This window comes from Flaviaestuariibacter amylovorans (assembly GCF_039541815.1).
In the GTDB taxonomy this organism is placed as follows: domain Bacteria; phylum Bacteroidota; class Bacteroidia; order Chitinophagales; family Chitinophagaceae; genus Flavisolibacter; species Flavisolibacter amylovorans.
In genome coordinates, this window is the sequence record NZ_BAABGY010000018.1 from 14,842 (window position 1) to 39,532 (window position 24,691).

Consider the following 24,691-nt stretch of genomic DNA (forward strand, 5'->3'; position numbering starts at 1 on the left):
CCTCACTCAATATAAATCGCTTGAACTGCATGGAGAAGAATGCTGAATTGGTTTGGAACAATTGCCTTGCGATTATCAAGGATATTGTGGAATGGCAGCATTTTAAGACCTGGTTTGAACCCATCCGGCCCGTTGCCCTCAAGGAAAATGTTTTGATCATCCAGGTGCCGAGCCAGTTCTTCTACGAATACCTCGAAGAGCACTATGTGAACCTGCTGGCAAAGACCCTAAAGCGTGAGCTCGGAAAGGAAGCCCAGCTCGAGTACCGCATCATGGTCGACGGGGGCAACAACTACAACAAGCCGGTGACCGTGGACGTAGCGGGCCAGGGCTATAAATCCTTTGCTGGGAACGAGATGGACTTCCCGCTCGTGATCAACACGCCGGTCAAGAATCCCTTTGTGATCCCCGGGCTGAAGAAGATGCAGATCGACCCTCAGCTCAACGCGAATTATACGTTAGACGCCTTCATCGAGGGCGACTGCAACCGCGTGGCGCGCCGCGCCGGTAAGACCGTGGCCGAGAAGCCCGGCGCCAACTCCTTCAACCCGCTCGTGATCTATGGCAACGTAGGCCTCGGCAAGACGCACCTCGCCCAGTCGATCGGCAACGAGGTAAAGCGCCTGCATCCCAACAAAGTGGTGCTCTACGTGTCGTCGGAGAAATTCATCAACCAGTTCATCGATCACAGCCGCAACCAGGCCATCAACGATTTTATCCACTTCTACCAGATGATCGACGTGCTGATCATCGACGACGTGCAGTTCTTCAATAAGGCGGAGAAGTCGCAGGATGCGTTCTTCTCGATCTTCAACCACCTGCACCAGAGCGGCAAGCAACTCGTGCTCACCTCCGACAAGGCGCCCAAGGACCTCGAGGGGGTGCAGGAGCGTCTGCTGAGCCGCTTCCGCTGGGGCCTGTCCGCAGATATACAGGTGCCCGACTACGAGACCCGGATCGAGATCCTCGAGCGCAAGATGAAGAACGACGGCCTCGAGATGCCGCCCGAGGTGGTGAAGTACATCGCCTACAACATCAACAACAACGTGCGCGAGCTTGAAGGCGCGCTCATCTCCCTGCTTGCCCAGTCGTCGCTCAACCGTAAGGAGATCGACCTCGAGCTGGCCAAGAAGGTGCTGCGCAACTTCGTGAAGTCGTCGAGCAAGGAGATCACGATCGATACCATCCAGAAGATGGTGTGCGACTACTTCGAGGTGCCTTACGAGAAGCTGCTGCAAAAGACGCGCAAGCGTGAGATCGTTCAGGCCCGCCAGATCACGATGTACCTCGCCAAGGCCTTTACCAAGAACTCGCTCAAGAGCATCGGCGAGCACTTCGGCGGCCGCGACCACACCACCGTGATCCACTCCTGCCAGACCGTAAAGGACCTGATGGATACCGACTCCGGCTTCCGCGAGAACGTGCTGGAGCTACAGCAGAAAGTACAGCTGGCCGCCCTCTAAATCATCTCCCGATTGAAAGCAGTAAAGGTTCCCACAAGGAACCTTTTTTATTGGTGTGCCACTGCTCCTGATGCTCCTTTCGCAGTCGCCATTATTTTTTCTTTCAACACTCCCGTTCTCCTCATTACCCCATCACCCCATCACCCCATTACCCCATTAATTAGTATCGGTACTCGAACTGCTCTACCTGTGCGGGATGGTGCAGCTCGATGATCGTTTTTCCGGAGTGGGTCTTGTGGCCCAAGGCGTTGTACTGGTAGCTGTGCTGGATGGTGCGGAGCACCGTTCCGTCGGGCCGGCGGTACTCTTCCCGTAAGGGGTTGTTCCGTACCGGCGCATCGATGCCGAGGTAGTAGGGCAGCCCTTCGGTGGCGGCGGTGGTATTTGGTTGCCCGTCGTATTGCAGCACGTGCACGCGCTCGAGCAGGGTCCAGTTGCCGCTATGGCCGTTGTAGCGGTCGGTGCGCACGATGTTGCCGGCGGCGTTGTAGGTGTATACGCAGCGCTCGCGGCGCTCGACGCCTGCGGGCGTATGCAACGACTCCTGCACTTCGAGGATGCGGGTGCCGGCGATGCGGTAGCGCAGCGTCCAGGTGGGGTTGCCCGCAACATCGTACACCTGGATGCGGATGCTGTCGGAGGAGGGGTAGTGGTAGTCGGCGCGGCCGCTGCCGTTGATGCGGCATTGGCTGGGGCGTCCGCCTACGTAGGTATACACCTGCTCGAACAGCACGTCGCCGGCGGTGTTGCTGCGGAAGAAGCGACGGAGCGAGCCGTCGGGATTGTATTCGAAACTGTCGGTGAGCGCGCCGGAGCGCATGCTGCTGATGCGGGTTGCCGCCAACGGGCGCTCCAGGCCCGAGCGATCGGGGCTGCAGCCCAGGATGCCCAGGAGGCAGAGAAGCAGGGCAATCGGGAAGGTGTTGTTCATGGTGGCAGGTTATGGTGCTGCAAAGGTGCCGCGGCCCGCATTGCCGGGCAAGGGCGGGGCGTGCGTGCTGTAGGAGGTGGCGGCACCAGGCGGCAGAATGCCGGTATGAATTGGGCGGGGGGCGCCGCGGCGCAAGGCGCTGAATGTTCAGGGATTAGGCAGTAAAATTTGTTGGGCTGATTTGTTTTTATCCCTATTTTTGCCACCCTTGCAAAAGGAAGGTGAGGTGGATGAGTGGCTGAAATCAGTAGTTTGCTAAACTGCCGTACGGGTTAAACTGTACCGCGGGTTCGAATCCCGCCCTCACCGCAGCAACTACACGAGGCCCCGACTGAAACGTCGGGGCTTTTTCGTGCCCGGGACCGATGCAAGCTTGGTTGAAAGAGCGCACCGGGTAAGAAAATCGGCGGATGCCGGGCGCTCTTGCAGTTGCTGCCTCCCCCACCCGGGAGGGCCGCAGGCAATCCCGCCCTCATCGCAGCTACTACAGCAAAAGCCCCGACCGTTCGTGTCGGGGCTTTTGCGTGGGTGGCCATCCCGGTTGCCGGCGCGTTGCCGTACAGTGTCCGGGTCACTGCCTTCCTTTATTGACCTTGCCCGGCGCTGAATCCAGGCACTCCGTCAAAGGTGTAGAGATTCTCTGTTTTGATGATATCCAGTCCGGCCTTGCTGATCTGCTGCAGCAGGAAGAGCATCCCGGTGTAGCCGCAGTCGTTCAGCTCTTCGCACAGGAAGCGGCAGCGCCAATGGTCGGTGCAAAAGGTCTCAGGGTGGCCGTCGGGCCATACCTTGGTGCCCCGGTTGGTGATCATTTTCAGCTTCACCTTGCCCACCATCAGCGACTGCATCCGGGCGCCCAGCTCGTTGGGGTTTTTGCCGTTCCAGTGCAGGAACACGTCGATCCCGACCAGCTTTTTCTCGGCAGGCTTTACGGGCGTCACCTGCACGTTGATCTGCCGCGTCGGTTGTTGGTAGCTGACCGCCGGCAGTTGCACCGGCAGGCTGCCCAACCGCCTGATCACCGCATCGGCAAACTCCCGGGTGCCTACATGTTCGCTGGAGTTGCCTTCTTTGAAAATGTCATAGGTGTGCACGCCGTCTTCGAGCGTCCGGAGCCAGGCGTTGTGCACGCGCTCCGCCACGTCGCGCTGGCCGATATGCACCAGCATCTGCACGGCGCCAAGCAGCAGCCCCGAAGGGTTGGCGACGTTCAGGTTGGCCAGCCGGGGCGCGGAGCCGTGGATGGCTTCGAACATGGCCACGCCATCGCCGATATTGGCGCTTCCGGCAATCCCCACCGAACCGGTGATCTGTGCCGCCACATCGCTCAGGATGTCGCCATACAGGTTGGGCATCACGATCACGTCGAATTGCTCCGGCGTGTCGGCGAGCTTGGCCGCACCGATGTCCACGATCCAGTGTTCCTTTTCGATCTCCGGGTACTCGGCGCCTACCTCGTCGAACACCTTGTGAAAAAGGCCATCGCTCATTTTCATGATGTTGTCCTTAGTGAAGCAGGTCACTTTTTTACGCCCGTACACACGGGCATACTCGAAGGCGTAGCGAACGATCTTTTCGCAGCCGGGACGGGAGATCAGTTTCAGGCACTGCACCACTTCGCCGGTCTGCTGGTGCTCGATGCCGGCATAGAGGTCCTCTTCGTTCTCGCGAATGATCACGACATCCATCTTCGGATGCTTCGTCTGCACAAAGGGGTGATACGAGGTGCAGGGGCGCACGTTGGCATACAGGCCGAGCACTTTCCGGGTGGTCACGTTCAGGCTTTTGTAGCCGCCGCCCTGCGGGGTGGTGATGGGCGCCTTCAGGAATACCTTCGTTCGGCGGAGCGAGTCCCAGGCAGTGGGCTGGATACCGGACGTGTTGCCCTGCAGGTATACTTTTTCGCCGATATCAATGCGTTCGATCTCGAGCCGGGCCCCGGCCGCCTCAAGGATGCGGAGCGTGGCCTCCATGATCTCCGGGCCGATGCCATCGCCATAAGCAACGGTGATCGGTGTCGGGGCCGGCAATGCCGGTGCTGCCGGTTTTGGTTGCGGTTGTGTAGTAAGCATAAAGTTGATTGGGCTTTGATAATTGTGGTTATACGAAGGGGATGGCGAGGAGACTGCGCTCTTCCACCGGCGCTTCGGTGAGATCGAGCTGCAGCGACATGCGTACGCTCAGGTGCTGCTGCATGGTCTTGGCTACTTCCAGGAAGCGGTCGAGCTCTTCCTGGGCGCGGCAAAGCTTCTGGATGTTCGCGGACGCCTGGGCACAGTTGCCGTCGTAGCGGATCAGCGACTGGAAGTCCTGGAGCCGCTGGTGCTGGAGCGCGGCTTTGATCATCGCCCCCAGGATCTCGCGGGCGTCGGCGGGGGCATAGCTGCCGTGTAACAGAGGTACATCTTTCGGTTGCATGTTATTGTTGGTTTTGAGTGGATGAAGTAGTTCCGAGCATCGCCAGCAGCAGGAAGGCGATCAGTGCGGGGCCGCTTTCCTCGAGCAGGGGATGGCTGCTCCGGAGGTAAAGAACAATGACCGTGAGCAAACCGGCCCCGAGCAGTAGCTTACGGCCATCGACACGTTTGTGCGTACGGGCGTCGTCGTCGTCGTTGTGAGCGCCTTCGGACTGCGTACCGGACGTGCGGCCGGCTACGTGCATGCGGGCGGGCTTTTTCGACAGGAAGCCGCCGGCAGATGATTGCTGTTGGGTGGTTGTCTGGTTCATGGCTCAAAATTGGGGTCGGTACATCATAAGCGATCATATAACTTTGAAATAAAAGTCATAGCTTTTTTTTATGAACTATACACTCAACCAATTGCGCATTTTTCTCAAGGTGGCGGAAACGGCAAGCATCACGAAGGCGGCGGAAGAGCTGCACCTGAGCCAGCCGGCGGTGTCGATCCAGCTCCGGAATTTCCAGCAGCAGTTCGACTATGCGCTTACCGAAACGATCAGCAAGCGGTTACACATAACCGATTTCGGAAGGGAGGTGGCGCGCGCGGCGGAAACGATCCTTGCCGAGGTCCATGCCATCCAGTTTGCGCAGCAGGCGTATAAGGGAAAGCTGGTGGGACGGCTGAAGGTATCCGTGGTGTCGACGGGTAAATACGTCATGCCTTATTTCCTGGCGCAGTTTCTCCGGCAAAACGATGGGGTGGAGCTGGTACTCGATGTTACGAACAAGGCCAAGGTGGTGGAGAGCCTGGAGAAGAACGAAGTGGACCTGGCGCTCGTATCGGTGATGCCCGAGCAATTAAAGGTCAGCAAGATCGAGCTGATGCAGAACAAGCTCTTCCTCGTCGGCAACCGCGAGCGGAAATTCAACAAGCGCCCCTACGATCATAAGATCCTGCGTGAGTTGCCGCTGATCTTCCGGGAAAAGGGCTCGGGCACGCGCCATGTGATGCAGCGCTACCTGGAGCGGCACCGGCTGTCGGTGCAGATGAAGATGGAGCTTACCTCCAATGAGTCGGTGAAGCAGGCGGTGATCGCGGGGCTGGGCTACTCGGTGATGCCGCTGATCGGGCTCCGCAACGAGCTGCAGCTCGGGCAGCTGCAGATCATTCCCGTCGCTGGGTTCCCGATCAAGTCCAGCTGGAACCTGATCTGGCTTGCGGAAAAGCGGCTCTCGCCGGTGGCGGAGGGGTACCTGCACTTCCTGCGGGAGCAGAAAACAGCGATCATCGAAGACGCATTCGGTTGGTTCGAGAAATACGCGTAGGGGCCGGCGAAACCCCCGGCCGTGCGCGGCCTCCGGCGGTTACCACGCCGCTGCCGGTTACTGGCGGTGAGCGGCCACCTGAAACAAGTTGTAGCCCGTTGTGACCAGTGCTTTTTGCACATCTGCAGCGGTGTTGACGTCCTGTTTGGCAGCATCTCGCAGGGGTTGCTTAATTTTAAGCCCTATCAAAAGTCAGTTACCCGCTTATGAGAAACTACCTGTCGGCGCTCCTGCTTCTTCTGACTGCCGCTTCGTGCCGGCGTACCGATAACACGATGGAGGCGCCTCCCTACGAGCCGCCGAGGCTCCTGCAGGTGGTCGGCATCGACTCCACCCGCGCTGTTCCCAATGATACCATCAGCCGGGTCTCGTATATCTACGATGCGCAGGGACGCACCACCGAAGTGCATTCGGTGCAGCTCCGCGGCGCGCGCGATACGAGCAGCTACACCCGGCAGCTCATCGACTATGCAGGGGGCGATACGCTGGCCAGCCGCAGCCTGGTGATGACGCGCGCCACCGGCGCCGATACGCGGTTTGATACGATCTACTACGGCCATCGGAATGGCGTGCGGGTGTACGATTCGATCCGCACCGCCTTCGCCTCGGGAATGACCGCGACCCGCGTACGCCGCCGCACCTTTACGGCCACCCACGTGATCGACTCGGTTACCCTGGTGCAGGACGACGGCGTCAGCGGCCCCGACAGCACCTACGAAGTGCGCCGGATCTGGCAGCAACGCGTCGGCATTTATTTCCTGCGCCAACTCGACAGCACCGTTGCGCAGGGGCCGCTGCTGCAGACCTTCCGCCGGCAGGAACTGAACGTAACGCCGTCGGTCATCCCGAACCCCGTATACCGCGCCCTCCGGGGGATTACAGATGTGGTGGCCGACGAGCAGACGAGTACCTTCCCCGATACCTGGGCCCTCCAATACCTTCCCGAAGCCACCCTCAGCAGCCACAAGTCGTGGGAGGCAGGCATGCCGGGATCCGTGGAGCGAACGGAAAGCACCACGTACCAGGTAACCACGGACAATAGCAGCTTCCCTGTGCGCATGACGGTGCGCCGGACGGTCGGATCGGCTGTTTCGGTGCGGTACTACCGGTTCCTGTACCGATAGTACCGGCACCGGCGAAACTCTTTTGCTCCGGTGCTCCGAAACCGCTAGCTTTGCAGCCCCTTGCGGGAAGTAGCGCAGCCCGGTAGCGCATCCCGCCTTCGGGCGGGAGGGTCGCCGGTTCGCGTGAAGTGAAATCAGTTCGGGAAGTAGCGCAGCCCGGTAGCGCACCTGGTTTGGGACCAGGGGGTCGCAGGTTCGAATCCTGTCTTCCCGACTAGAAAGGAGTGTCTTCATGACGCTCCTTTTTTTATTCAGTATTCGGTTGTGCTTCCCGCCTTCGGGCGGGAGGGTCGCAGCTTCTGTCGGCGTACCCAAAATCCGGCAGTTTAGAACCGGAGTTTCCGGGATGCTTTTAAACTGTCGTGCACATGAAAAAAGGTTTAGTGAGTCGCATATGGTAACGGCAAACAGGGCGGCATGGGAGTTTCCGACGGCAAACGATTGAAAGCGCGCGGTAGCGAAATAAGCGGGCATAGAGGAATCAGAACCTGCATGTACAAACGCACCGATAAAAAGGTACGCTTACAAACATCAGTGGTTATGCGAAGAAGAGCTACGAATGACCAGTGAGGTCGAAAGAATTTTCGATTCTATATGGACATCCCTGTTTTTTAGTCGCTGCAACACCAACCGGGCGGCAGCTTTGCCGATCTCCCGCACCGGCTGCGCCATGGTGGTCAGCCCGATAAACTGCGCTATGATGTCATCGCTGAATCCAACTACCGCCAATTGCGCCGGGATTGAAATCCCCCGCATTTTTGCCAACTGAATAACCTCAACAGCGATCGTGTCGTTCATAGCGAAAATGGCATCAGGGCTATTCTCCAGATCAAACAAATAGGCAGCTGTACGTTTTGCTCCTTCGAAACTCAGGTCGCAATGCCGGATCCAATCCTCATTAACCGGGATCTCATACTTTTTCAAGGCATCTTTATAACCCGTGATACGGCTTTGGGCAATCTGCAATGTTTGGGGTCCGGCAATGTGCGCTACCTTTCTATAGCCGTTCAGAATCAAATGCTCGGTCGCTTTGAAAGCGCCTTCGTAATCGTTGACCGTCACTTTAGGGACGTCTACTTCGGTACAGATCCGGTTGTACAATACCAGGGGGATGCCCTTGGCGACAATAGCTTTTAAATGATCGTACTTTTTCGTTTCCTGCGTCAGCGAAATCAGAAAGCCGTCCACACGGCTCGAAAGCAGCAACTTTACATTTTCCACTTCCCTTTCATATGACTCGTTGGAGTGGCAGATGACCAGCTTGTAGCCCGCCTTCGCCAACACTTCTTCCGCACCCAGAATGACATTGGGAAAAAACGAATTGATAAACTCCGGCACCACGATGCCAATGGTGAAACTTTTGCTTTTCACCAGGCTGCTGGCCAGCATATTGGGCTGGTAATCGAGCCTGGCTGCCAGATCCAACACTTTTTTCTGCGTAGCCAGGTTGATGTCCGGATGCTTGTGCAACGCCCGCGATACGGTTGAGGCAGATAAATTCAAGTGCCGGGCGAGGTCGGTGATGGTCACCTGGTGCTGGTGTGCAACGGGCGATTTGTCCTCCTGCTCCTCCGAAAAGTAAACCTTGCAGTCCTTGCAATAATACCGTTGCCGGCCCCGCACTTTACCGGACTTTTTGATGTACCCTACCTCGCCGCACTTTTTACATCGAATCATAGAAGGATTAATTGGTAAAGCGTGGTTGATACGGCAAGAAACTTTTTTTGAACGGGCGTTTTCTGCCGCTTTCCCGGAGTTGAAAATACTGAATATTCTACCCGGCAGCTATCGCAAAGGTTTTCGGTAACGTTTGCGGTACCTCTTGTGTATCGGTTGGTTTTTCGCTTTCCCGAAGCAATGGATATTTGATCAGCGACTCTTCCGGTGCGCGCTGCACCAGCCTTTCGCAGAATATTCAAACACTAAAACAATTGCTATGCTGCTTGCTCCATCTGCAAAGAGAAAACATCCGCTCTTTTGCCTGCTGCTTTTGCTCTGTTTATTCCCGGTGTCGTTGTTTGCGCAAAATACACTGACCGTAAAAGGACGTATCACCGATGATGCGGCCCAACCGCTGGCCGGTGTGAGTGTTGTGGAGAAAGGCTCCGCCAACGGCACCACCACCAATGCCGCCGGTACCTACACGCTCCGCGTTTCGAACGGTGCGGCTTTGCTGCAAATTTCTTATACCGGATTTGAAACCCGTGAACAGCCGGTGAATAACCAGGCCTTGCTGAATGTATCGCTCACACCGGACAACAAATCACTGGCCCAGGTGGTGGTGGTGGGCTACGGCACACAGCGCCGGGCTTCCGTTACCGGTTCCATTGCATCGGTAAAGGCAACAGAACTGATGCAAACACCAGTAACCAACGTGGCACAGGGACTGCAAAGCCGCGTGGCCGGTGTGCAGATCAACCAAAACTCATCGGCGCCCGGAGGCAATATCAGTGTGCGCATCCGCGGCACTAACTCCATCAATGGTACCTCCGAGCCGCTGTACGTGATCGACGGCGTACAGATCGGAAACGGCGGCGGTGTTAATGATATCAGCCCGCTGTCTACCATCAATCCCGGAGATATAGAATCCGTAGAGGTATTGAAAGACGCATCGTCGACAGCCATCTACGGCGCACGGGGTGCCAATGGAGTTGTCCTGATCACCACTAAAAGAGGCCGGGCTGGCGGCGGCACCCGTGTCAGTTATGAAAGCTACTATGGTCAGCAGGAAGCCACCCGGAAGATCGACATGCTGAACTCCGTGGAGTTTGCCAAGCTGGAAAATGAAGTTTACCGGTCGAACATCTACCCCGACCCGGCCAGCCTGGGCAATGGCGTCAACTGGCAGGACCTGGTGCTCCGCAAGGCAGCCATCAGCAGTCATCAGCTGATGGTAAACGGGGGCAATGAGAAAACGCAGTTCTATTTCTCGGGAAATTATTTTGACCAGAAAGGCGTCATCCTATCCTCTGATTTTAAACGCTACTCCCTGCGGATGAACCTCGATCACCAGATCAGCGAACGGTTTAAAATGGGTACCAGTCTGTTTGGGAGCTATACCATCAATAACCGGATCCCCACTGGCTTCAGCAGTATCGACGGCGGGGCCACGAACAGCATTGTAGGCGCTGCCATAGTGGCGCCGCCGGTGCTGGCTCCTTACAATCCGGATGGGATGATTTTTCCTTTTGCCGACCAGCTGAACGGGCGGTACCGGGAAGTGGTAAACCCACTTGGCCTGGCCGAAATAACCGACCGGAACGCAACGGTCCGCAGCATTGTCAATGTCTACGGCGAAGCAAAGATCCTGAAGGGGCTGAGCTACCGGGCTTCTTTTAATGTGGACCTGAATGATGGGGCAAACGATTACTACAGCCCGATCTATATTGTGGCAGTGCGCGACCGGAACGCCAATACCGGCAGCGCAGCTAAATTCAATGACCGTGGCATCACCCTGCTACACGAGAGCATCCTCACGTACACAACAGAGATAGCCAGGGATCACACATTTAAGTTTACCGGCGTTTTCGCTACCCAGTCGAACAGCCTTGAAAGCAGCAACGCTTCGGCTTTCGGCTTTCCCAACGATGCAACGCTTTACAACGCCTTGCAATTAGCACCACAAGCGAACCGCAGTGCCTCCAGCTTCCGCAGCAGGGACCGGCTGGATTCCTATATGGGCCGCCTTAACTATGGCTTCCGTAACCGGTATTTTCTGGATGTGACCGCCCGTTACGACGGCTCCAGCAAATTTGGAGAGAGCAACAAGTATGGTTTTTTTCCTGCCTTCTCAGCAGCCTGGCGCGTGAGTGAGGAAAACTTTATGGCGAATCAAAAACTCTTTAGTGACCTCAAGTTTCGCGTCAGCTATGGCTCCACCGGAAATGCCGGCGCCATTGCTCCTTATCAATCGCTGGCCTTGTTCAATCCCACCGGCGGCTACAACTTTAACAATGGTGCTCCGGCGGTAGGCATCGCACCGGCAAGGGTGCCCAACCCCGACCTGCGGTGGGAACGTTCCGTACAGGCCGACATCGGCCTGGATGCCAGCTTCTTCAATAACCGCCTCAACATCGTGGTGGATCTTTATAACAAACGGACCAAGGACCTGCTGTTTGTCAGGCAACTGCCGTTTTCCTCCGGCTATGCCAGCCTGACCGGCAATTTTGCTGAGATTGAGAACAGGGGCGTTGAATTTGCGGCTGATGCCCGCCTGATCAACAGCGAATCCATCAAATGGACCGTGAATGGCAACATTACGTTCAACCGGAACAAGCTGATTAGCCTGGTCGACAATCGGGAAGAGTCTGTGGTCAATAACTATTCGGTGCTGCAGGTGGGGCAACCGCTCGGCATCTTCAAGACCTTCGTCTTCGATGGTATTTATCAGACCGGCGAAACGGTTTTGCCTGGTTCCGACAGCCGCACCGGTGGTGTAAAGGTTCGCGACCTCAACAAAGACGGCCAGATTACCGCAGCCGACCAGATCATCACCGGCAATGCCAATCCCAAATTCATCTACGGCTTTTCGACCAACTTCCGCTTTCGCAACTTCGACCTGAGTGCGCTGTTTGCAGGTGTACAGGGAAACAAGGTGTACAACCTGCTGCGCTATACGCTGGAGAACCCCCTGGGCAACCGCAACGTGGTCGCCGGCATGGTAGACCGCTGGTCTCCCACCAATCCGAACAACGAGTTTGCGTCCGGCTTCCAGGGTGGTCGCCTGCCCATTTCCGACCGGTTCATGGAAGACGGTTCCTTTCTGCGGTGTAAGAACCTGACACTGGGTTACCGGCTGCCCGCCATCAAAGGCATTTCCTCGGCAAGGGTTTACCTGAGTGCCAACAATTTGTTCACCATCACCAACTACACGGGTTACGACCCTGAAGTGAATACGTTTGGCAACTCCAACGTATTGCTGGGTGTGGACAACGGTGTCTACCCGATGGCCCGTTCCATCATCGGTGGCTTGCAGGTCAATTTCTAAGTAGTACAGATTGCTCCCTTTAAAAATTTGCGACATGAAAAAACATTTTGTGCTGATGCTCCTTTCCTTCGGCTTCCTGTTTTCCTGCAGTAAGCTGGACGAAACAGTCTATTCATCCATCGCCCAAACCAATTTTTATAAAACGGCCTCGGATGCGGAAGCCGGCTTGACTTCGGTTTATAGCTCCTTTGCCGATATGTACAGTGGCCCTTCCATGGTGTTGGTGCCTGACTTTAGCGCCGACCAGGTGTATCCCCGCCCCGTGGTGGGACGCAACACGCTTACGATGTTCAACTACGACGCCAACTACACCACCCAGCGCAGTTTCAACCGTACGTTGGAATCGCCGCTGGATATCTGGCAACATACGTACACCGGCATTGAGCGAGCCAACTGGGTCATCAGCAAAGTGCCTGGTGTTGCCATGAATGCCAGCCGACGAGACCAGATTGTTGGCGAGGCTCTTTTTCTTCGTGCGCTCTTTTATTTTACGCTGGCCCGCAATTTTGGCGATGTGCCGGTAAAAACGACGCCCACGCTGAACGAGACGGACGCTTTTACAGCCAAAAGCGCGCGGGCTGATGTGTACCGGCAGATTTATGAAGACCTGGACAAGGCAGCGGGTTTTCTGCCTGCGTATAGTGCTTCAATTCCAAAAGGCCGCCCCTCAAAGGAAGCTGCAATGGCGCTTCATGCCAAGGCAGCGCTTTATGACGAAAAATGGGACGTTGCCCTGCAGAAAGCACAACAGGTCATCAGCTCCGGCAGATACAGCCTCATACCGGAGGTAAAAGATTTGTACGATGTTGCCAGGGAAGCGGCGGCCCGCCAGGAGGTTCTGTTCGCCTTTGAAGCCGAAAGCACTGCCGGTGGCCGTAACGGGCAGATAATGAGTCTTTATGGCCCTCGAAACAGCGACGGACCGCAGTACGGTAAAACAACGTTCGGCTCCATCTTCGCCTATCAGAAGTTTTTCAACTCGTTCAATCCACTGGACAAACGGCGGCAGTTGCTGGATACGAACTATGTAAATGGGCAAGGCCGGGTGGTGCCGCAAAGAGATATTACGCCCATCACCACCGAGGGTGTGCTGGTGAAAAAATACATGGACCCGAACTCCAATGGCGCTAATGGCGCCAACAACGTACCAGTGCTGCGCCTGGCTGATGTGTACCTGGTTGCCGCTGAAGCCGAGGCCCGTTTGAATGGCCCTTCCGGCTCTGCGTACAACAACATCAATATCGTGCGCAGGCGGGCGGGCCTGGGCGATCTGACTCCCGGCCTGAGCAGGGATGCTTTTGTGGATTCTGTTTTGCAGGAGCGCTCCTGGGAGTTTTTTGGCGAAGGCGACCGGTGGTACGACCTGACCCGCACGGGCAAGTTCCTGGCGGTAATTCCGACTGCAATCAACAGTGTATTTCCCGTGCGGACACCGCTGGCGAAACACCGGTTTTTTCCTCTTCCGCAGGATGAAGTGAATGCGAACCCGAAACTGGAGCAGAATCCCGATTGGAGGTAGTGGAGCGGCAGGGGTGCAGGATGTTTTGAAAAGCTGAACGCCTTTAAAAGCTATTTTGAGTACACGGATACCATATCGTGATCTGGCAGGGACGCTTTTTTGTGGACTTTTACCGTTGCCGTGCTGGCCCATATCTGTTCCGGCTCGATCAGCGGCTTCCATCATGGCCGATCCGACCGCTATTGACAAAAACTGAAGCGAACGCGCAAGCCAGCCATTGCATTGCCACCCACTGACAGTAACATCATCAAGACCCTGCAACGCGGTAAACCTTCGAATGCCGGCTGGCTGTAGGTGCCGAATCCCGGGCAGCCGGTGATACAACGAAAACCGATACAAATTAGAAGTATGATCAGGGAAGAAGCGACAGGAAACAGAGCCTTGCAAACGGTACATTTCTCAGCCGATCTGGTAGTGGTGGGCGGGGGGCTCTCCGGTACAGCATGTGCCGTAACGGCAGCACGCGCAGGAATAAAGGTTATTCTCCTCCAGGACCGGCCCGTACTGGGCGGAAACGCCTCCAGCGAGGTGCGGTTGTGGGTGCTGGGTGCTACCTCGCACATGGGCAACAACAACCGCTGGGCAAGAGAAGGCGGCTTTATTGACGAACTGCTGCTGGAGAATCTTTACCGGAATCCTGAAGGCAATCCGCTGATTTTCGACACCATTATCCTGGAAAAAGTGGTGGCGGAAGGAAACATCACGCTGTTGCTGAATACAGCCGTTTATTCGGTGGATAAGTCGGACGAGGAAACCATTACTTCCGTCACCGCTTTTTGCAGCCAGAACGCGACGCAGTACACCGCTGCCGCTCCCTTGTTTTGCGATGCGTCCGGCGACGGGATCCTGGGCTTTTTGGCAGGTGCGGCCTTCCGTATGGGAGCAGAAAAAAAGGAGGAGTTCGGGGAGAAGTTCGCTCCATCGGTAGCGTACGGAGAATTACTGGGGCATTCCATTTACTTCTACACCAAAGATGTGGGCAAGCCGGTGCGCTTTGTGCCGCCCGCTTACGCGTTGCAGGATATCACGCAGATACCCCGCTACCGCAGCTTCAACGCGAAGGATTACGGCTGTAAGCTGTGGTGGATCGAGTACGGCGGCCGGCTAGACACGGTGCACCAGTCGGAAGCCATCAAGTGGGAGCTTTGGAAAGTGGTGTATGGCGTATGGAACTACATCAAAAACTCGGGGAAGTTCCCGGAAGCCGAAACCATGACGCTGGAGTGGGTGGGCACTATTCCCGGCAAGCGGGAAAGTCGCCGCTTTGAAGGTGATTATATCCTCACGCAACAGGACATCATCGAACAGCGGCCACACCATGATACGGTGGCGTTTGGTGGCTGGAGTGTGGACCTGCATCCCGCTGACGGCGTTTTTTCGGAAAGGCCTGGTTGCAATCAATGGCACAGCAAAGGCATCTATTCCATTCCGTTTCGCTGCCTCTACAGCCGCAACCTGAAGAACCTGTTTTTGGCGGGGCGGACCATCAGTGCTTCGCATGTGGCATTTGGCTCCACGCGGGTGATGGGCACCAGTGCGCATGTGGGGCAGGCGGTAGGTATGGCAGCAGCCCTTTGTGTACAAAAGGATTGTACGATCCGGGTGTTAGGCCGGAAAGAAAAGATCGGCGAGTTGCAGCAGGCCTTGCTGCGAACAGGTCATCATCTGCCCAACATTTGTCTGCAAGATCGGGAAGACCTGGTGCAGAAAGCTACGGTCAGGGCTACGTCCGTTTTCCAGTTAAGAGAGTTGCCGGAAGGGGAGGAGTGGTTCGCCTTAGCTGATTCGGCAGCACAGATGCTGCCGGTAACAAAAGGGAAAATGCCGGCTCTTTCCGTTCCGGTACAGGCATCGGAAGAAACAACGTTGCGCCTCCAGTTCCGGTGCAGCAGCAAGCCGTATAACCACAGCCCCGACACCACCTTGAAAACCATCGACGTGCCGTTGAAAAAAGGACATCAGGTAATCGAACTCGCCGAAGACCTGGAGGTGTGTGATGACGGCTACCTCTACATCTGCTTTTTGAAAAACAAGGCGGTGCAGCTTTGTTATAGCGAGCGTAGGGTGAGTGGCGTATTGTCGCTGTTCAACAAAACAAATGCGGCGGTGTCTAACTATGGCCGGCAAGACCCGCCGGAAGACATTGGCGTGGAGGCCTTTGAGTTTTGGTGCCCCGACCGCCGGCCGTATGGGAAAAACATAGCGATGAAGGTGCAGGGGAATGCCTTTTCTTTTGTTGCCGAAGCCGTCCGCAACGGAATTTTCCGGCCCGCCGTCCTGCCCAATGCCTGGGTGGCAAAACCCGAAGAGGAAAAACCTGCCATTACGATTGACTGGAGCGAACCCCAAACCATCCGGCGGCTGGTGCTGCACTTCGATACTGATTTCGACCATCCGCTTGAGTCGGTGCTGATGACCCATCCCGAAACGGAAAGCCCTTTTTGCGTTGCCCATTTCATCATCTGCAACGACAAGCACGAGAGAGTGTTCGAGATGCGCAACAATCATCAATCTGTTGTGGCGGTTCATTTCGACAGCCCATTAACCACCCGCTCACTTACCCTGCACCTGGAGCGGAAGAGTGAAAACGTGCCGGCGGCTCTTTTCGGCGTGCGGTGTTATGCCTAAAAAAGGAGCGAAGTCGTAAACAATATGTTTTTACTCTTGTCCTAAACCTTTACAGGGGGATACACAGACAGGGATTGAAAGGAGGGAATGGAGCGTGGCTGAAAAAAATTGCTTATGAAAATTAAAGGCATGCGTTGGTGGATTGTGGGCCTGCTGTTTCTGGCAGCGGTGCTCAACTATGTAGACCGGCAAACCCTGTCGGCTCTGGCGCCAACGATTCAAAGCGACCTGGACATGAACGACCGCGATTATGCGAATGTGGTCAACATCTTTTTGGTGGCATACACCATTGCCTATCTTTTGTCGGGACGCATAGCGGATAAAATCGGTACCCGCAGCAGCATGTTCCTTTTTGTGGCCTGGTGGTCTGTTGCCAATATGCTCACGGCCGCTGCAAGAGGCATTACTTCACTGGGTGTTTACCGTTTCCTGTTAGGCCTGGGTGAAGCAGGCATCTGGCCAGCCGCATCCAAAGCCGTATCGGAATGGTTTCCGGCAAGGGAAAGGGCTTTTGCCATCGGCCTGTACACGATGGGCGCCACCATCGGAGCAACCGTTGCTCCGTACATTGTCATTCCGCTTGCCACACATGCCTATGCCGAAACGGCGCCGGCCGTTGCCGCCTGGTTGGGGCAGGGCGCCGGCTGGAAGCTTGCATTTATCGTGACAGGACTGGCTGGTTTGATATGGCTGGTTCCCTGGATGCTGACCTACCGCAAACCAGGCAAAAGCCGCTTAATCACCGCATCGGAGCGGCAACTGCTACACGAGTCGGAAGCGGCTGAAAACCCCGCCGATTCAGCCGCTGAAAATGCCTGGTCGTGGAAGCAGGTGTTCACGTTTCGCGGTACCTGGCTCCTGCTTCTGGCCCGCCTCATCACCGACCCGGTCTGGTACTTTTACCAGTTCTGGTTTCCCAAGTACCTCAGCGCCGACCGCAATCTTTCACAGGAGGCGCTCAAGATCACCTGGGTCATTTATGCTGCGGCCGGCGTGGGCAGCCTGCTGGGCGGCTGGTTATCGGGCCGTATGGTACGAAAGGGTGTGGCACCTTCGCAAAGCCGGTTATGGGTGATGCTCGGATGTGCCTGTATCATGGCGCTATCTCCTTTTATCAGCCAGGTTACCGGCTTAAGCCTTTCCATGGCGCTGGCGGTTTGTACGGTGCTTGCGGCACTGGCCTGGTTGATCAATATCAGCTCCCTGGTGGTTGATATTGTACCGAGACATTCGCTGGGTACCGTGTTCAGCGTAGTGGCCGCAGGTAGTACCGTTGGAGGCATCATGATGAACATGATCGTAGCAGCCATGGTTTCCGGGCCTTCGGGCAAACCTTCGGGCTTCCTGGATAAAGGGTTGCAAACCCTGCTGCATCCCCTTTTGGATGCCGTGCAGGAACAAGGCTATGGACTTTGGTTTTTGATCATGGCTTTTTTGCATCCCCTGGGATGGCTGCTGCTTAAACTCGGTGGTATCACTAAACTTTCCGCTATCCGATCGGAAAACAGAAAAGCAGTAACGCAGCCGGAAGTCGCACCCGCGGAGTAAACAAGCAGGCTTGAAAAAATTGAACAGGGTCGCTCTTTCTTCATAAGCAGTATTTACGAGCACTCCCATCTAAACAAGAAAAAATGAGACCTCTATTTTGCAGCATTTTACTTGGATTCGCTTCTGTTTCCGTTGCACAGGATCCGCTGCCGGCGGCCGGTAGCGCATCGCCAATTGCCGTGAACCAGGTTGGATACCTGACGGACGGGCCCAAACGGTTCACATCACCACTGCTTAAAACGGGTGCCTTTTCAATTCAAACGGTAAAGGGCAACAAAACAGTTTATAAAGGTGCGATCAACAATCATCTCGGTGACTTCTCCGGCTTTAAGCCAGCCAACGGAGCAGGAGAATATTCCATAAACATAAAAGGACAAAAAGGAACATCTTTCCCATTTTCGATTGAGAGGAACCTTTACCAGGAGCAGTTCTGGCAGCCTGCCATCAACTTTATGATCGACTGCCGGAGTGTGGTCGGCACACACCCCAGTGCTTACGGTGGCTGTCCCTGGCGGGATGGTACGTATTATTCCTACGAAGTGCCGTCATTGCTGTGGCTCTACGCGGCTGATCCGGTCTTTATGGAAGGCATGCCCCGCCAGATCAACTGGCAGGAAGACAAGCAGCGGGTATTGTCTCCGGAATTCAGGTATGACGAAAAGAACCCGCAGTCGGAAGATGTTATGGAAGCGGTAACCCGCTATTATACGGAGCTGGAGCCGCCAGCAGATAAAGCGCCTGACGCAGTAAAGCTTATTCACTGGGGGTTGGGTTTTTACCTGATGAAACCCTATACAAAAGACCCGTCGCAGGACATACTTCCGAAGCAGATCCACGGCCAGGTGGTAGCGCAGTTCGCTCATTTTCTTTATGCCTGGGACAAGCTGAAGCTGAACCGTTGGATCGCTCGATCGTTCTACGACAAATGCCTGGATTTTGTGCTTACCCATTGGAAAGCATCCGGGGGGCTGGCTATTGACCCGAACTGGTCAACGTCCACCTATTCGGAACCTATCAAAACAGACAGCGGTTGGGTTTTAAAGATTTTGCACCCCTATAAAGGCCGGCATGTACCTGGTCACTCCATTCTGCCCAACTTGTATATGTACCAGGTTACAAAAAATAGGTTCCCTGTTCTTGCCCGGGATTTTATCAACGCTGCGAAGAACCAAACCAGATGGATCATCGATAGCCTCGACTGGAATATTCCGGGTGCTACCAAAGGTCAGCGTGGCGGCGAATTTAAAACCATCGTTAACCTGGTATGGTTCCTGAAGAATATGCCCGACCAGGCGCCGGGAGAGCTGCAACACAAGATCGAAGAATGGGCACAGGTGGTAGTGTCACGTTCAGATAATATGTGGGACTTCAGGCGTTACGATCTTGTAGATCACTGGACCATTCCCGAGATGAACGAAACCGGGAACCTGGCAGGGTTTCCGGCTTGTGCACTGGCTGCCGCCAGCGTTTTGAAAGAGGGCACTCTGAAAAGCAGGCTCACCGAAATCGCCTATGCCCATATCGATAATTTGTTCGGAAGAAACCCGAAGATGGCCGCCGCCGCTAACCGCCCGCATAAAGGATATCCGCTTGTTGAAAATGGATGGCCCATACACTACAAACCGGATGTCTGCGCCCGCCTGGAATTGTGCCGGGGCGGATTAGATGCCTCCCCGGGCACAGAAATGTATCCGTACAATCCTCAGGGAAAATTCCGGCATCCGGAAGGTTGGATCATCTGGAATGCCTCCTGGAATGTAAGCCTGGCTTTTTTACAAACGAGTCGGCCGGCTCATGAAAATAAAAACGGGGCAGACGCTGCTTATCGATGAACGATCGAAGGATAAAAAGTGAACGGCGCAGTATGCGCCCGTTAGCCGATGGCCAGGACCGGGTAGTAAGGGAATACGGATCAATTTCGAAAGCGAAGCGAAGGCGGGCTTTCTTCTTCGGCACATTGCCTCGTTTTCGTCGGGCTTCGTCGGGCGCAGTCCAACGAATGCGGTTCGCATCCGATTGAGGTCTTGTGTCAATTTGTTTAAATATTGTTTCATCTTCCCGACAAGAAAGAGCGTCTTTGACACTCTTTTTTTGTGCCCGCCACCACAGGGGGCGTTTTTGCTGCGCTCATCTCCAATGCTCCCGCAAATCTTCGCTCCCCCGACCCGGCAGGGACGGAGCCCTTTGCTCCCGCCACCACCCGCCCGGAACGGGACAGCGGCCGTTTTCCGCGAACGCAGTTGGCCGTCTGTCCGCCGCATCCTATTTTTACGGACCCTTAACCGCCAGCTTCCTGAATGGAATCCCTTCATCACAACGAGCAACAAACCGCCTCGATCATCGACGCCCTGCCCGACGCCGTGATGCTGTATCTCCCGATGTACGGAGACGAAGGCACCCTTTCGCCGGTCGACTTCCAGTTTTGCTATTGCAACGATGAGATCGTTCGCCTGCTGGGCGTATCAAGGGAACTGCTGATCGGGCAGACCATCCGCACCACCAACCTGTCGGCGCCGGAAGTACGCGAGCATTTCTTTCAGCAACTCTGCGCCGTCTGGTCGCAGGATATCCGGCAGACCGAAAGCTATTACCATCCCCAGCTCGACAAGCACCTGGAGTCGGTGCGCAGCAAGGCGCTCGGCGGGGTCATCAGCATCACCCGCGACCGCACGCGGGAAGTGAAATCTGAGGCATCGCTCCTCGAGCAGGAGCGGAAGTTCCGCACCATCATCGATACCTCTACCGACGGCGTCATGCTGATGGAGCCCGTCCGTACGGGCAACGTCATCACCGACTTCCGGGTCACCTTTTGCAACCAGTTTGCGTTGGAGATCGGGCGTATGCCCGCCCACTGCCTCGGGGCAACCCTGCTCGGGATGTTCCCGCAATTGCGCGCCTCCGAGCAGTTCGAGTTGCACCGGCAGGTAGTGGAAACCGGCGAGCCCGCCCGCTTCGAAACGGCATTTCATGACGTCGATGGCAGATCGTTCGGCTGGTTCATCGTGTCGCTCACCTGGGCAGATGACGTGCTGATCTCCCGCTTTACCGACATCGCCTATAAGAAGAAGCACGAGGAGGAGATCGAAGCCCAGCGCGACCTCCTGGACGGGATCCTGAACGCGTCGCTCAGTGCCGTTTTTGCCGCGGAGCTGCTGCGCGACGAGCAGGGGCGGCCGCAGGATTTCCGGATCATCAAGGTCAACGCCGCCTTTACGCGGATCAATACCGTTACCGCCGAGCGGGCGGAAGGCAACCTCTTTCTCTCGCTCTTCCCGGCCACCCGCCCCGCCGGGATTTTCGACGCCTATTGCCGGGTGGTGGAAGACCAGCAGCCCTACGAAACCGAGTTCTTTTACAACGGGGAGGGTATCGACGGTGCCTTCGAGGTGAAGGCAGTGCCCTGGGGCGAAAACGGGATCGTCGTCAGCTTTTCCGACGTCACCGAGCGCCACCGGATCACCCGCAAAGTGGAGCAGGCTGCGGAATACCTGCAGCAGGTGATCGACGTGGCGCCTACCGGCATCCTCACCCTCAGCCCCGTCCGCGACGATGCCGGCGCGATCGTCGACTTCCGGTTCAAGGCGGTGAACCGCGTGCTGGCCGCTTATGTGGGACAAGAACCGCAGGCGCTCATCGGCGACCTCCACGAAAAGTGGTTTCCCGGCTACCGCGCCAACGGCGCTTTCGCGATCTATAAAGAGATCGCGGAGCAGGGTGGCGAAAAGCGTTTCGAGCGGTATTACCGCGATGAGCGGATCGAGGTCTGGCTCGATGTGACCGCGAAGCATGTCGACGGCGACGTGCTTATCAGCTTTCATGATTTCAGTCCCCTGAAGCGGCTCCAGCTTCAGCTCGAGTCGGTGGTGGAGCAGCTGCGCCGGTCCAACGAGGACCTCGAGGAATTCGCCTATGCAGCTTCTCACGACCTGCAGGAGCCGCTCCGGAAGATCGTCATCTTTGCCAGCAATCTGCGCGAGTCGCTGGCAGGGCACCTCAGCGGGCAGCAGCAACGAAGCTTCGAGCGGATGGAAGAAGCTGCCCGGAGAATGCGGACCCTGATCGACGACCTGTTGTCGTTTTCACGCTTCGGCAAAAAGAACGATTCGGAGTTCGGTCCCGTAGATCTGAACGCGTTGCTGGAGCAGGTAGTTCAGGACCTCGAAGCGCCGATCCAGGAAACGGGCGCCCGTTTATCCGTGGCGACGCTCCCGGTGATCCAGGGTGATAAGCGCCAGCTGCACCAGATGCTGCAGAACCTCCTGGGCAATGCCGTGAAATACCGGAAGCCCGATACCGCCCCGGAAGTGGAGATCGGCTACCGGTTGGTGGCTCCCGGCGACGAAGTGATGGCGCGGTTCCCGTCGGCGCCCGTGCAGCCCCATCACCTGGTAACGATCCGCGACAACGGGATCGGCTTCGAGCAGCAATACGCGGAGCGGATCTTTAAGGTATTCCAGCGCCTCCACGGGAACGCCGAGTACCGCGGCACCGGGGTCGGTCTTGCCATCGTGAAAAAAGTGGTGGAAAGCCACAACGGCCAGATCACCGCGGTTGGCGAGCCCGGGGTAGGGGCGACCTTTTACCTGCTCTTTGCCGCGGGTGTCTAGTCGCAATTGCATTTGCTCCCATCGCGCCCCGGGCGCTCCAAAGTCGGCGCGCCTGCTTCCCACTTTTGGACCTTCGGCCCACAGGTTTCTACCCTTTTTTTCAATCCACTCCGCACCCCTGCGCCCTTACCCCGTTCCATTTTGGGGACCTACGCCACGGCACAGCTATAGGGCATGATTTTTTTGGCTGAGGTTGCGACCGGCCCCTTCATCCGGGCCTGGACTGTTACCATGCACGCTACCACCCACGAAATCGTCCCCAGGCCTTACCCATTCGACCGCGACCGGCTATCGGCGCTGCTGGCTGCCCTTATCCAGCAACAGGCACCCGCAGGGGCCTGGAACTGGCTGGACGTTGAAGCGGCGACAGGCAATGCCCCCCGCTTCTATGGCGCCTTTGCACAAATGCCCCGGAAGACCGGCAAGTCGGTGATTGCGATCAGCACGGACGACGCCGAAACGCTGAATGCCCTGGTGCCCCATTTTACGATCGGCGGCTGGACGCTTGACCGGCTCGCCCGCGTCTGGCTCCTGCTTCAACTCGACGCCTCCGACCGGGAGCGATACCTCCGCCAGGTGGAGCAGCTGTTCCGCGCGGCTGACATGAACGAGCTCGTGGCGGCCTACTCGGCGCTGCCGGTGCTCGCTTACGGCCCCGCCTGGAAGTTGCGCTGTGCCGAAGGCATCCGCAGCAATATCGGCGACGTGCTCGAAGCCATCATGTGCCGCAATCCCTACCCGGCTGCCCACCTCGACGACCCCGCCTGGAACCAGATGGTGCTGAAGGCCTTTTTCACCGGTAAGCCGGTGAACGAGATCGTGGGACTCGCCGAGCGCAACAACCCGGAACTCGCAGCGATCCTGATCGACTATGCCCACGAGCGGCAGGCGGCCGGCAGGCCGGTTAACCCCTTGCTCTGGCGCTGCGTGGCGCCCTTTCTCGACGAAGGCAGCCTGCCTGACATCGCCCGGCTCCTGGAGTCGGCCGACACCGGAGTACAGGCCGCCGGCGCACTCGCCTGCCGCGACAGCCGGTACCCGCCCGCACAGGCACTGCTGAAGCAATATCCCCGGCTTGAGGGCGCCGTAGTATCCGGCGCACTGAGCTGGGACGCCCTCATCCTAACCCCCTCCTGAAACATCCACAGCCACCTCCCTAAACGATTCGAAACATGTGTTGCAACCCCCTCAGCAATGAACGCAAACAGCAGCCGGCAGAAGACCCGGGCTTTCTCGATAGCATCAGCGGCATGACCTTCTTCGATCCGCACGTGCACATGACCTCGCGTACTACCGACGACTACCAGGCGATGGCCGACGCCGGTATCGTAGCCCTCATCGAGCCCGCCTTCTGGCTCGGGCAGCCGCGCACCGGCGTATCCACGTTCCAGGATTACTACAGCAGCCTCATCGGCTGGGAGCGGTTCCGCTCCTCCCAGTTCGGCATCAAGCACTACTGCACCATCGGGCTCAACTCGCGCGAGGCCAACAATGTGCCGCTCGCAGAGGAGGTGATGGAGCTCCTGCCGCTCTTCATCTACAAGGAAGGCGTCGTAGGCATTGGTGAGATCGGATTCGACGACGGGACGGCCGCCGAAGAGCGCTTTTACCGGGCGCAGCTGGAGCTCGCCAAAGAAGCGAACCTGCCCGTGCAGATCCATACGCCCCACCGCGATAAGAAGCGCGGCACCACCCGGAGCATGGACATCGCCCTGGAGCACGGCCTCGACCCCGGCATGGTGATCGTGGACCACAACAACGAGGAAACGGTGAAAGAGGTACTCGACCGCGGCTTCTGGGCTGCCTTCACCATCTATCCCTTCACCAAGATGGGCAACGAGCGGATGGTGCAGATCGTAAAGCAATACGGCGCCGGACGCATCATGGTCAACTCGGCAGCCGACTGGGGCATCTCCGATCCGCTGGCCGTTCCTAAAACCGCTGCCCTGATGAAGCGTACCGGCATTTCCGACGCCGACATTCGCCTCGTGACCTACCAGAATGCGATCACGGCCTTCGGGCAAAGCGGGCAGATCAGCGAGGCCGATTTTGCCACCGTACGCGACGTCGATCAGAGCGGGAAGTACGAGGGCAATACCGTGCTGCGCGGCGGACAGCAGCCACGGATCGACAAGTCGTCCATCATCATTTCCTGATCC

At 56.9% G+C, this 24,691-nt stretch carries 16 protein-coding genes and 2 tRNA genes; 13 read left to right on the forward strand and 5 right to left on the reverse strand.

The window, feature by feature from the left end; all coding sequences use genetic code 11:
* The first annotated feature begins 29 nt into the window (after positions 1–29).
* Positions 30–1,463, forward strand: coding sequence for a chromosomal replication initiator protein DnaA (gene dnaA, locus ABD937_RS21905; protein ID WP_345258128.1), 1,434 nt, complete (start codon positions 30–32; stop codon positions 1,461–1,463).
* A 160-nt stretch (positions 1,464–1,623) separates the two neighbouring features.
* Here the strand turns inward: dnaA and ABD937_RS21910 are convergent, their stop codons facing one another.
* Complete coding sequence (locus tag ABD937_RS21910) at positions 1,624–2,394, reverse strand: hypothetical protein (protein ID WP_345258129.1); 771 nt, start codon at positions 2,392–2,394, stop codon at positions 1,624–1,626.
* Positions 2,395–2,614: 220 nt separating this feature from the next.
* Between ABD937_RS21910 and ABD937_RS21915 the strand changes: the two genes are divergently transcribed.
* Positions 2,615–2,703, forward strand: a tRNA-Ser gene (locus tag ABD937_RS21915).
* A gap of 275 nt (positions 2,704–2,978) precedes the next feature.
* Here ABD937_RS21915 and ABD937_RS21920 read toward each other — a convergent pair.
* From ABD937_RS21920 to ABD937_RS21930, 3 genes are read right to left on the reverse strand one after another with little or no spacing between them, the layout of a single operon-like run.
* On the reverse strand, positions 2,979–4,466 hold the full coding sequence (locus ABD937_RS21920) for an NADP-dependent isocitrate dehydrogenase (protein ID WP_345258130.1): 1,488 nt from the start codon (positions 4,464–4,466) through the stop codon (positions 2,979–2,981).
* A gap of 28 nt (positions 4,467–4,494) precedes the next feature.
* On the reverse strand, positions 4,495–4,812 hold the full coding sequence (locus tag ABD937_RS21925) for a hypothetical protein (RefSeq protein ID WP_345258131.1): 318 nt from the start codon (positions 4,810–4,812) through the stop codon (positions 4,495–4,497).
* 1 nt (position 4,813) lies between these two features.
* Positions 4,814–5,122 (reverse strand): hypothetical protein, encoded by a 309-nt coding sequence (locus tag ABD937_RS21930; RefSeq protein ID WP_345258132.1) that lies wholly within the window; start codon positions 5,120–5,122, stop codon positions 4,814–4,816.
* Between the two features lie 70 nt (positions 5,123–5,192).
* On the opposite strand from ABD937_RS21930, the gene ABD937_RS21935 reads away from it, so the two are divergent.
* The 3 genes from ABD937_RS21935 to ABD937_RS21945 all read left to right on the forward strand — a co-directional run bounded on the left by ABD937_RS21935 (position 5,193) and on the right by ABD937_RS21945 (position 7,457).
* Complete coding sequence (locus ABD937_RS21935; RefSeq protein WP_345258133.1) at positions 5,193–6,119, forward strand: LysR family transcriptional regulator; 927 nt, start codon at positions 5,193–5,195, stop codon at positions 6,117–6,119.
* Between the two features lie 206 nt (positions 6,120–6,325).
* On the forward strand, positions 6,326–7,243 hold the full coding sequence (locus ABD937_RS21940; RefSeq protein ID WP_345258135.1) for a hypothetical protein: 918 nt from the start codon (positions 6,326–6,328) through the stop codon (positions 7,241–7,243).
* Positions 7,244–7,383: 140 nt separating this feature from the next.
* A tRNA-Pro gene (locus ABD937_RS21945) sits at positions 7,384–7,457 on the forward strand.
* A gap of 317 nt (positions 7,458–7,774) precedes the next feature.
* Here the strand turns inward: ABD937_RS21945 and ABD937_RS21950 are convergent.
* Positions 7,775–8,920, reverse strand: coding sequence for a LacI family DNA-binding transcriptional regulator (locus tag ABD937_RS21950; protein ID WP_345258136.1), 1,146 nt, complete (start codon positions 8,918–8,920; stop codon positions 7,775–7,777).
* A gap of 259 nt (positions 8,921–9,179) precedes the next feature.
* Here ABD937_RS21950 and ABD937_RS21955 point away from each other — a divergent pair, with 259 nt between their 5' ends.
* The 8 genes from ABD937_RS21955 (at position 9,180) to ABD937_RS21990 (ending at position 24,688) form a co-directional block, all read left to right on the forward strand.
* Entirely contained in the window at positions 9,180–12,230 is a 3,051-nt protein-coding gene (locus ABD937_RS21955) for a SusC/RagA family TonB-linked outer membrane protein (RefSeq protein ID WP_345258137.1), read from the forward strand.
* Positions 12,231–12,264: 34 nt separating this feature from the next.
* Positions 12,265–13,749 carry a RagB/SusD family nutrient uptake outer membrane protein gene (locus tag ABD937_RS21960; RefSeq protein WP_345258139.1) on the forward strand — a complete coding sequence of 495 codons (1,485 nt, stop codon included), beginning with the start codon at positions 12,265–12,267 and terminating at the stop codon, positions 13,747–13,749.
* Between the two features lie 348 nt (positions 13,750–14,097).
* Positions 14,098–16,377: an FAD-dependent oxidoreductase gene (locus tag ABD937_RS21965; protein WP_345258140.1), complete on the forward strand. Its 2,280-nt coding sequence runs from the start codon at positions 14,098–14,100 to the stop codon at positions 16,375–16,377.
* Positions 16,378–16,491: 114 nt separating this feature from the next.
* Complete coding sequence (locus ABD937_RS21970) at positions 16,492–17,925, forward strand: MFS transporter (protein WP_345258141.1); 1,434 nt, start codon at positions 16,492–16,494, stop codon at positions 17,923–17,925.
* Between the two features lie 83 nt (positions 17,926–18,008).
* Entirely contained in the window at positions 18,009–19,757 is a 1,749-nt protein-coding gene (locus tag ABD937_RS21975; RefSeq protein WP_345258143.1) for a cellulase N-terminal Ig-like domain-containing protein, read from the forward strand.
* Positions 19,758–20,222: 465 nt separating this feature from the next.
* Positions 20,223–22,532: a PAS domain-containing protein gene (locus ABD937_RS21980; protein WP_345258144.1), complete on the forward strand. Its 2,310-nt coding sequence runs from the start codon at positions 20,223–20,225 to the stop codon at positions 22,530–22,532.
* A 174-nt stretch (positions 22,533–22,706) separates the two neighbouring features.
* Positions 22,707–23,669 carry an EboA domain-containing protein gene (locus ABD937_RS21985; RefSeq protein WP_345258146.1) on the forward strand — a complete coding sequence of 321 codons (963 nt, stop codon included), beginning with the start codon at positions 22,707–22,709 and terminating at the stop codon, positions 23,667–23,669.
* A gap of 35 nt (positions 23,670–23,704) precedes the next feature.
* Positions 23,705–24,688, forward strand: a complete 984-nt coding sequence (locus ABD937_RS21990; protein ID WP_345258147.1) for a TatD family hydrolase — start codon at positions 23,705–23,707, stop codon at positions 24,686–24,688.
* The last annotated feature ends 3 nt before the right edge of the window (positions 24,689–24,691 follow it).

Excerpts from the sequence above, each read along its gene's own strand:
- ABD937_RS21955 (WP_345258137.1), top strand. The coding sequence starts at position 9,180 with ATGCTGCTTGCTCCATCTGCAAAGAGAAAACATCCGCTCTTTTGCCTG.
- ABD937_RS21980 (WP_345258144.1), top strand. The coding sequence starts at position 20,223 with ATGGAATCCCTTCATCACAACGAGCAACAAACCGCCTCGATCATCGAC.
- ABD937_RS21975 (WP_345258143.1), top strand. The coding sequence starts at position 18,009 with ATGAGACCTCTATTTTGCAGCATTTTACTTGGATTCGCTTCTGTTTCC.
- dnaA (WP_345258128.1), top strand. The coding sequence starts at position 30 with ATGGAGAAGAATGCTGAATTGGTTTGGAACAATTGCCTTGCGATTATC.
- ABD937_RS21970 (WP_345258141.1), top strand. The coding sequence starts at position 16,492 with ATGAAAATTAAAGGCATGCGTTGGTGGATTGTGGGCCTGCTGTTTCTG.
- ABD937_RS21935 (WP_345258133.1), top strand. The coding sequence starts at position 5,193 with ATGAACTATACACTCAACCAATTGCGCATTTTTCTCAAGGTGGCGGAA.
- ABD937_RS21940 (WP_345258135.1), top strand. The coding sequence starts at position 6,326 with ATGAGAAACTACCTGTCGGCGCTCCTGCTTCTTCTGACTGCCGCTTCG.
- ABD937_RS21965 (WP_345258140.1), top strand. The coding sequence starts at position 14,098 with ATGATCAGGGAAGAAGCGACAGGAAACAGAGCCTTGCAAACGGTACAT.
- ABD937_RS21920 (WP_345258130.1), bottom strand. The coding sequence starts at position 4,466 with ATGCTTACTACACAACCGCAACCAAAACCGGCAGCACCGGCATTGCCG.
- ABD937_RS21910 (WP_345258129.1), bottom strand. The coding sequence starts at position 2,394 with ATGAACAACACCTTCCCGATTGCCCTGCTTCTCTGCCTCCTGGGCATC.
- ABD937_RS21960 (WP_345258139.1), top strand. The coding sequence starts at position 12,265 with ATGAAAAAACATTTTGTGCTGATGCTCCTTTCCTTCGGCTTCCTGTTT.
- ABD937_RS21985 (WP_345258146.1), top strand. The coding sequence starts at position 22,707 with ATGATTTTTTTGGCTGAGGTTGCGACCGGCCCCTTCATCCGGGCCTGG.
- ABD937_RS21990 (WP_345258147.1), top strand. The coding sequence starts at position 23,705 with ATGTGTTGCAACCCCCTCAGCAATGAACGCAAACAGCAGCCGGCAGAA.
- ABD937_RS21950 (WP_345258136.1), bottom strand. The coding sequence starts at position 8,920 with ATGATTCGATGTAAAAAGTGCGGCGAGGTAGGGTACATCAAAAAGTCC.
- ABD937_RS21925 (WP_345258131.1), bottom strand. The coding sequence starts at position 4,812 with ATGCAACCGAAAGATGTACCTCTGTTACACGGCAGCTATGCCCCCGCC.
- ABD937_RS21930 (WP_345258132.1), bottom strand. The coding sequence starts at position 5,122 with ATGAACCAGACAACCACCCAACAGCAATCATCTGCCGGCGGCTTCCTG.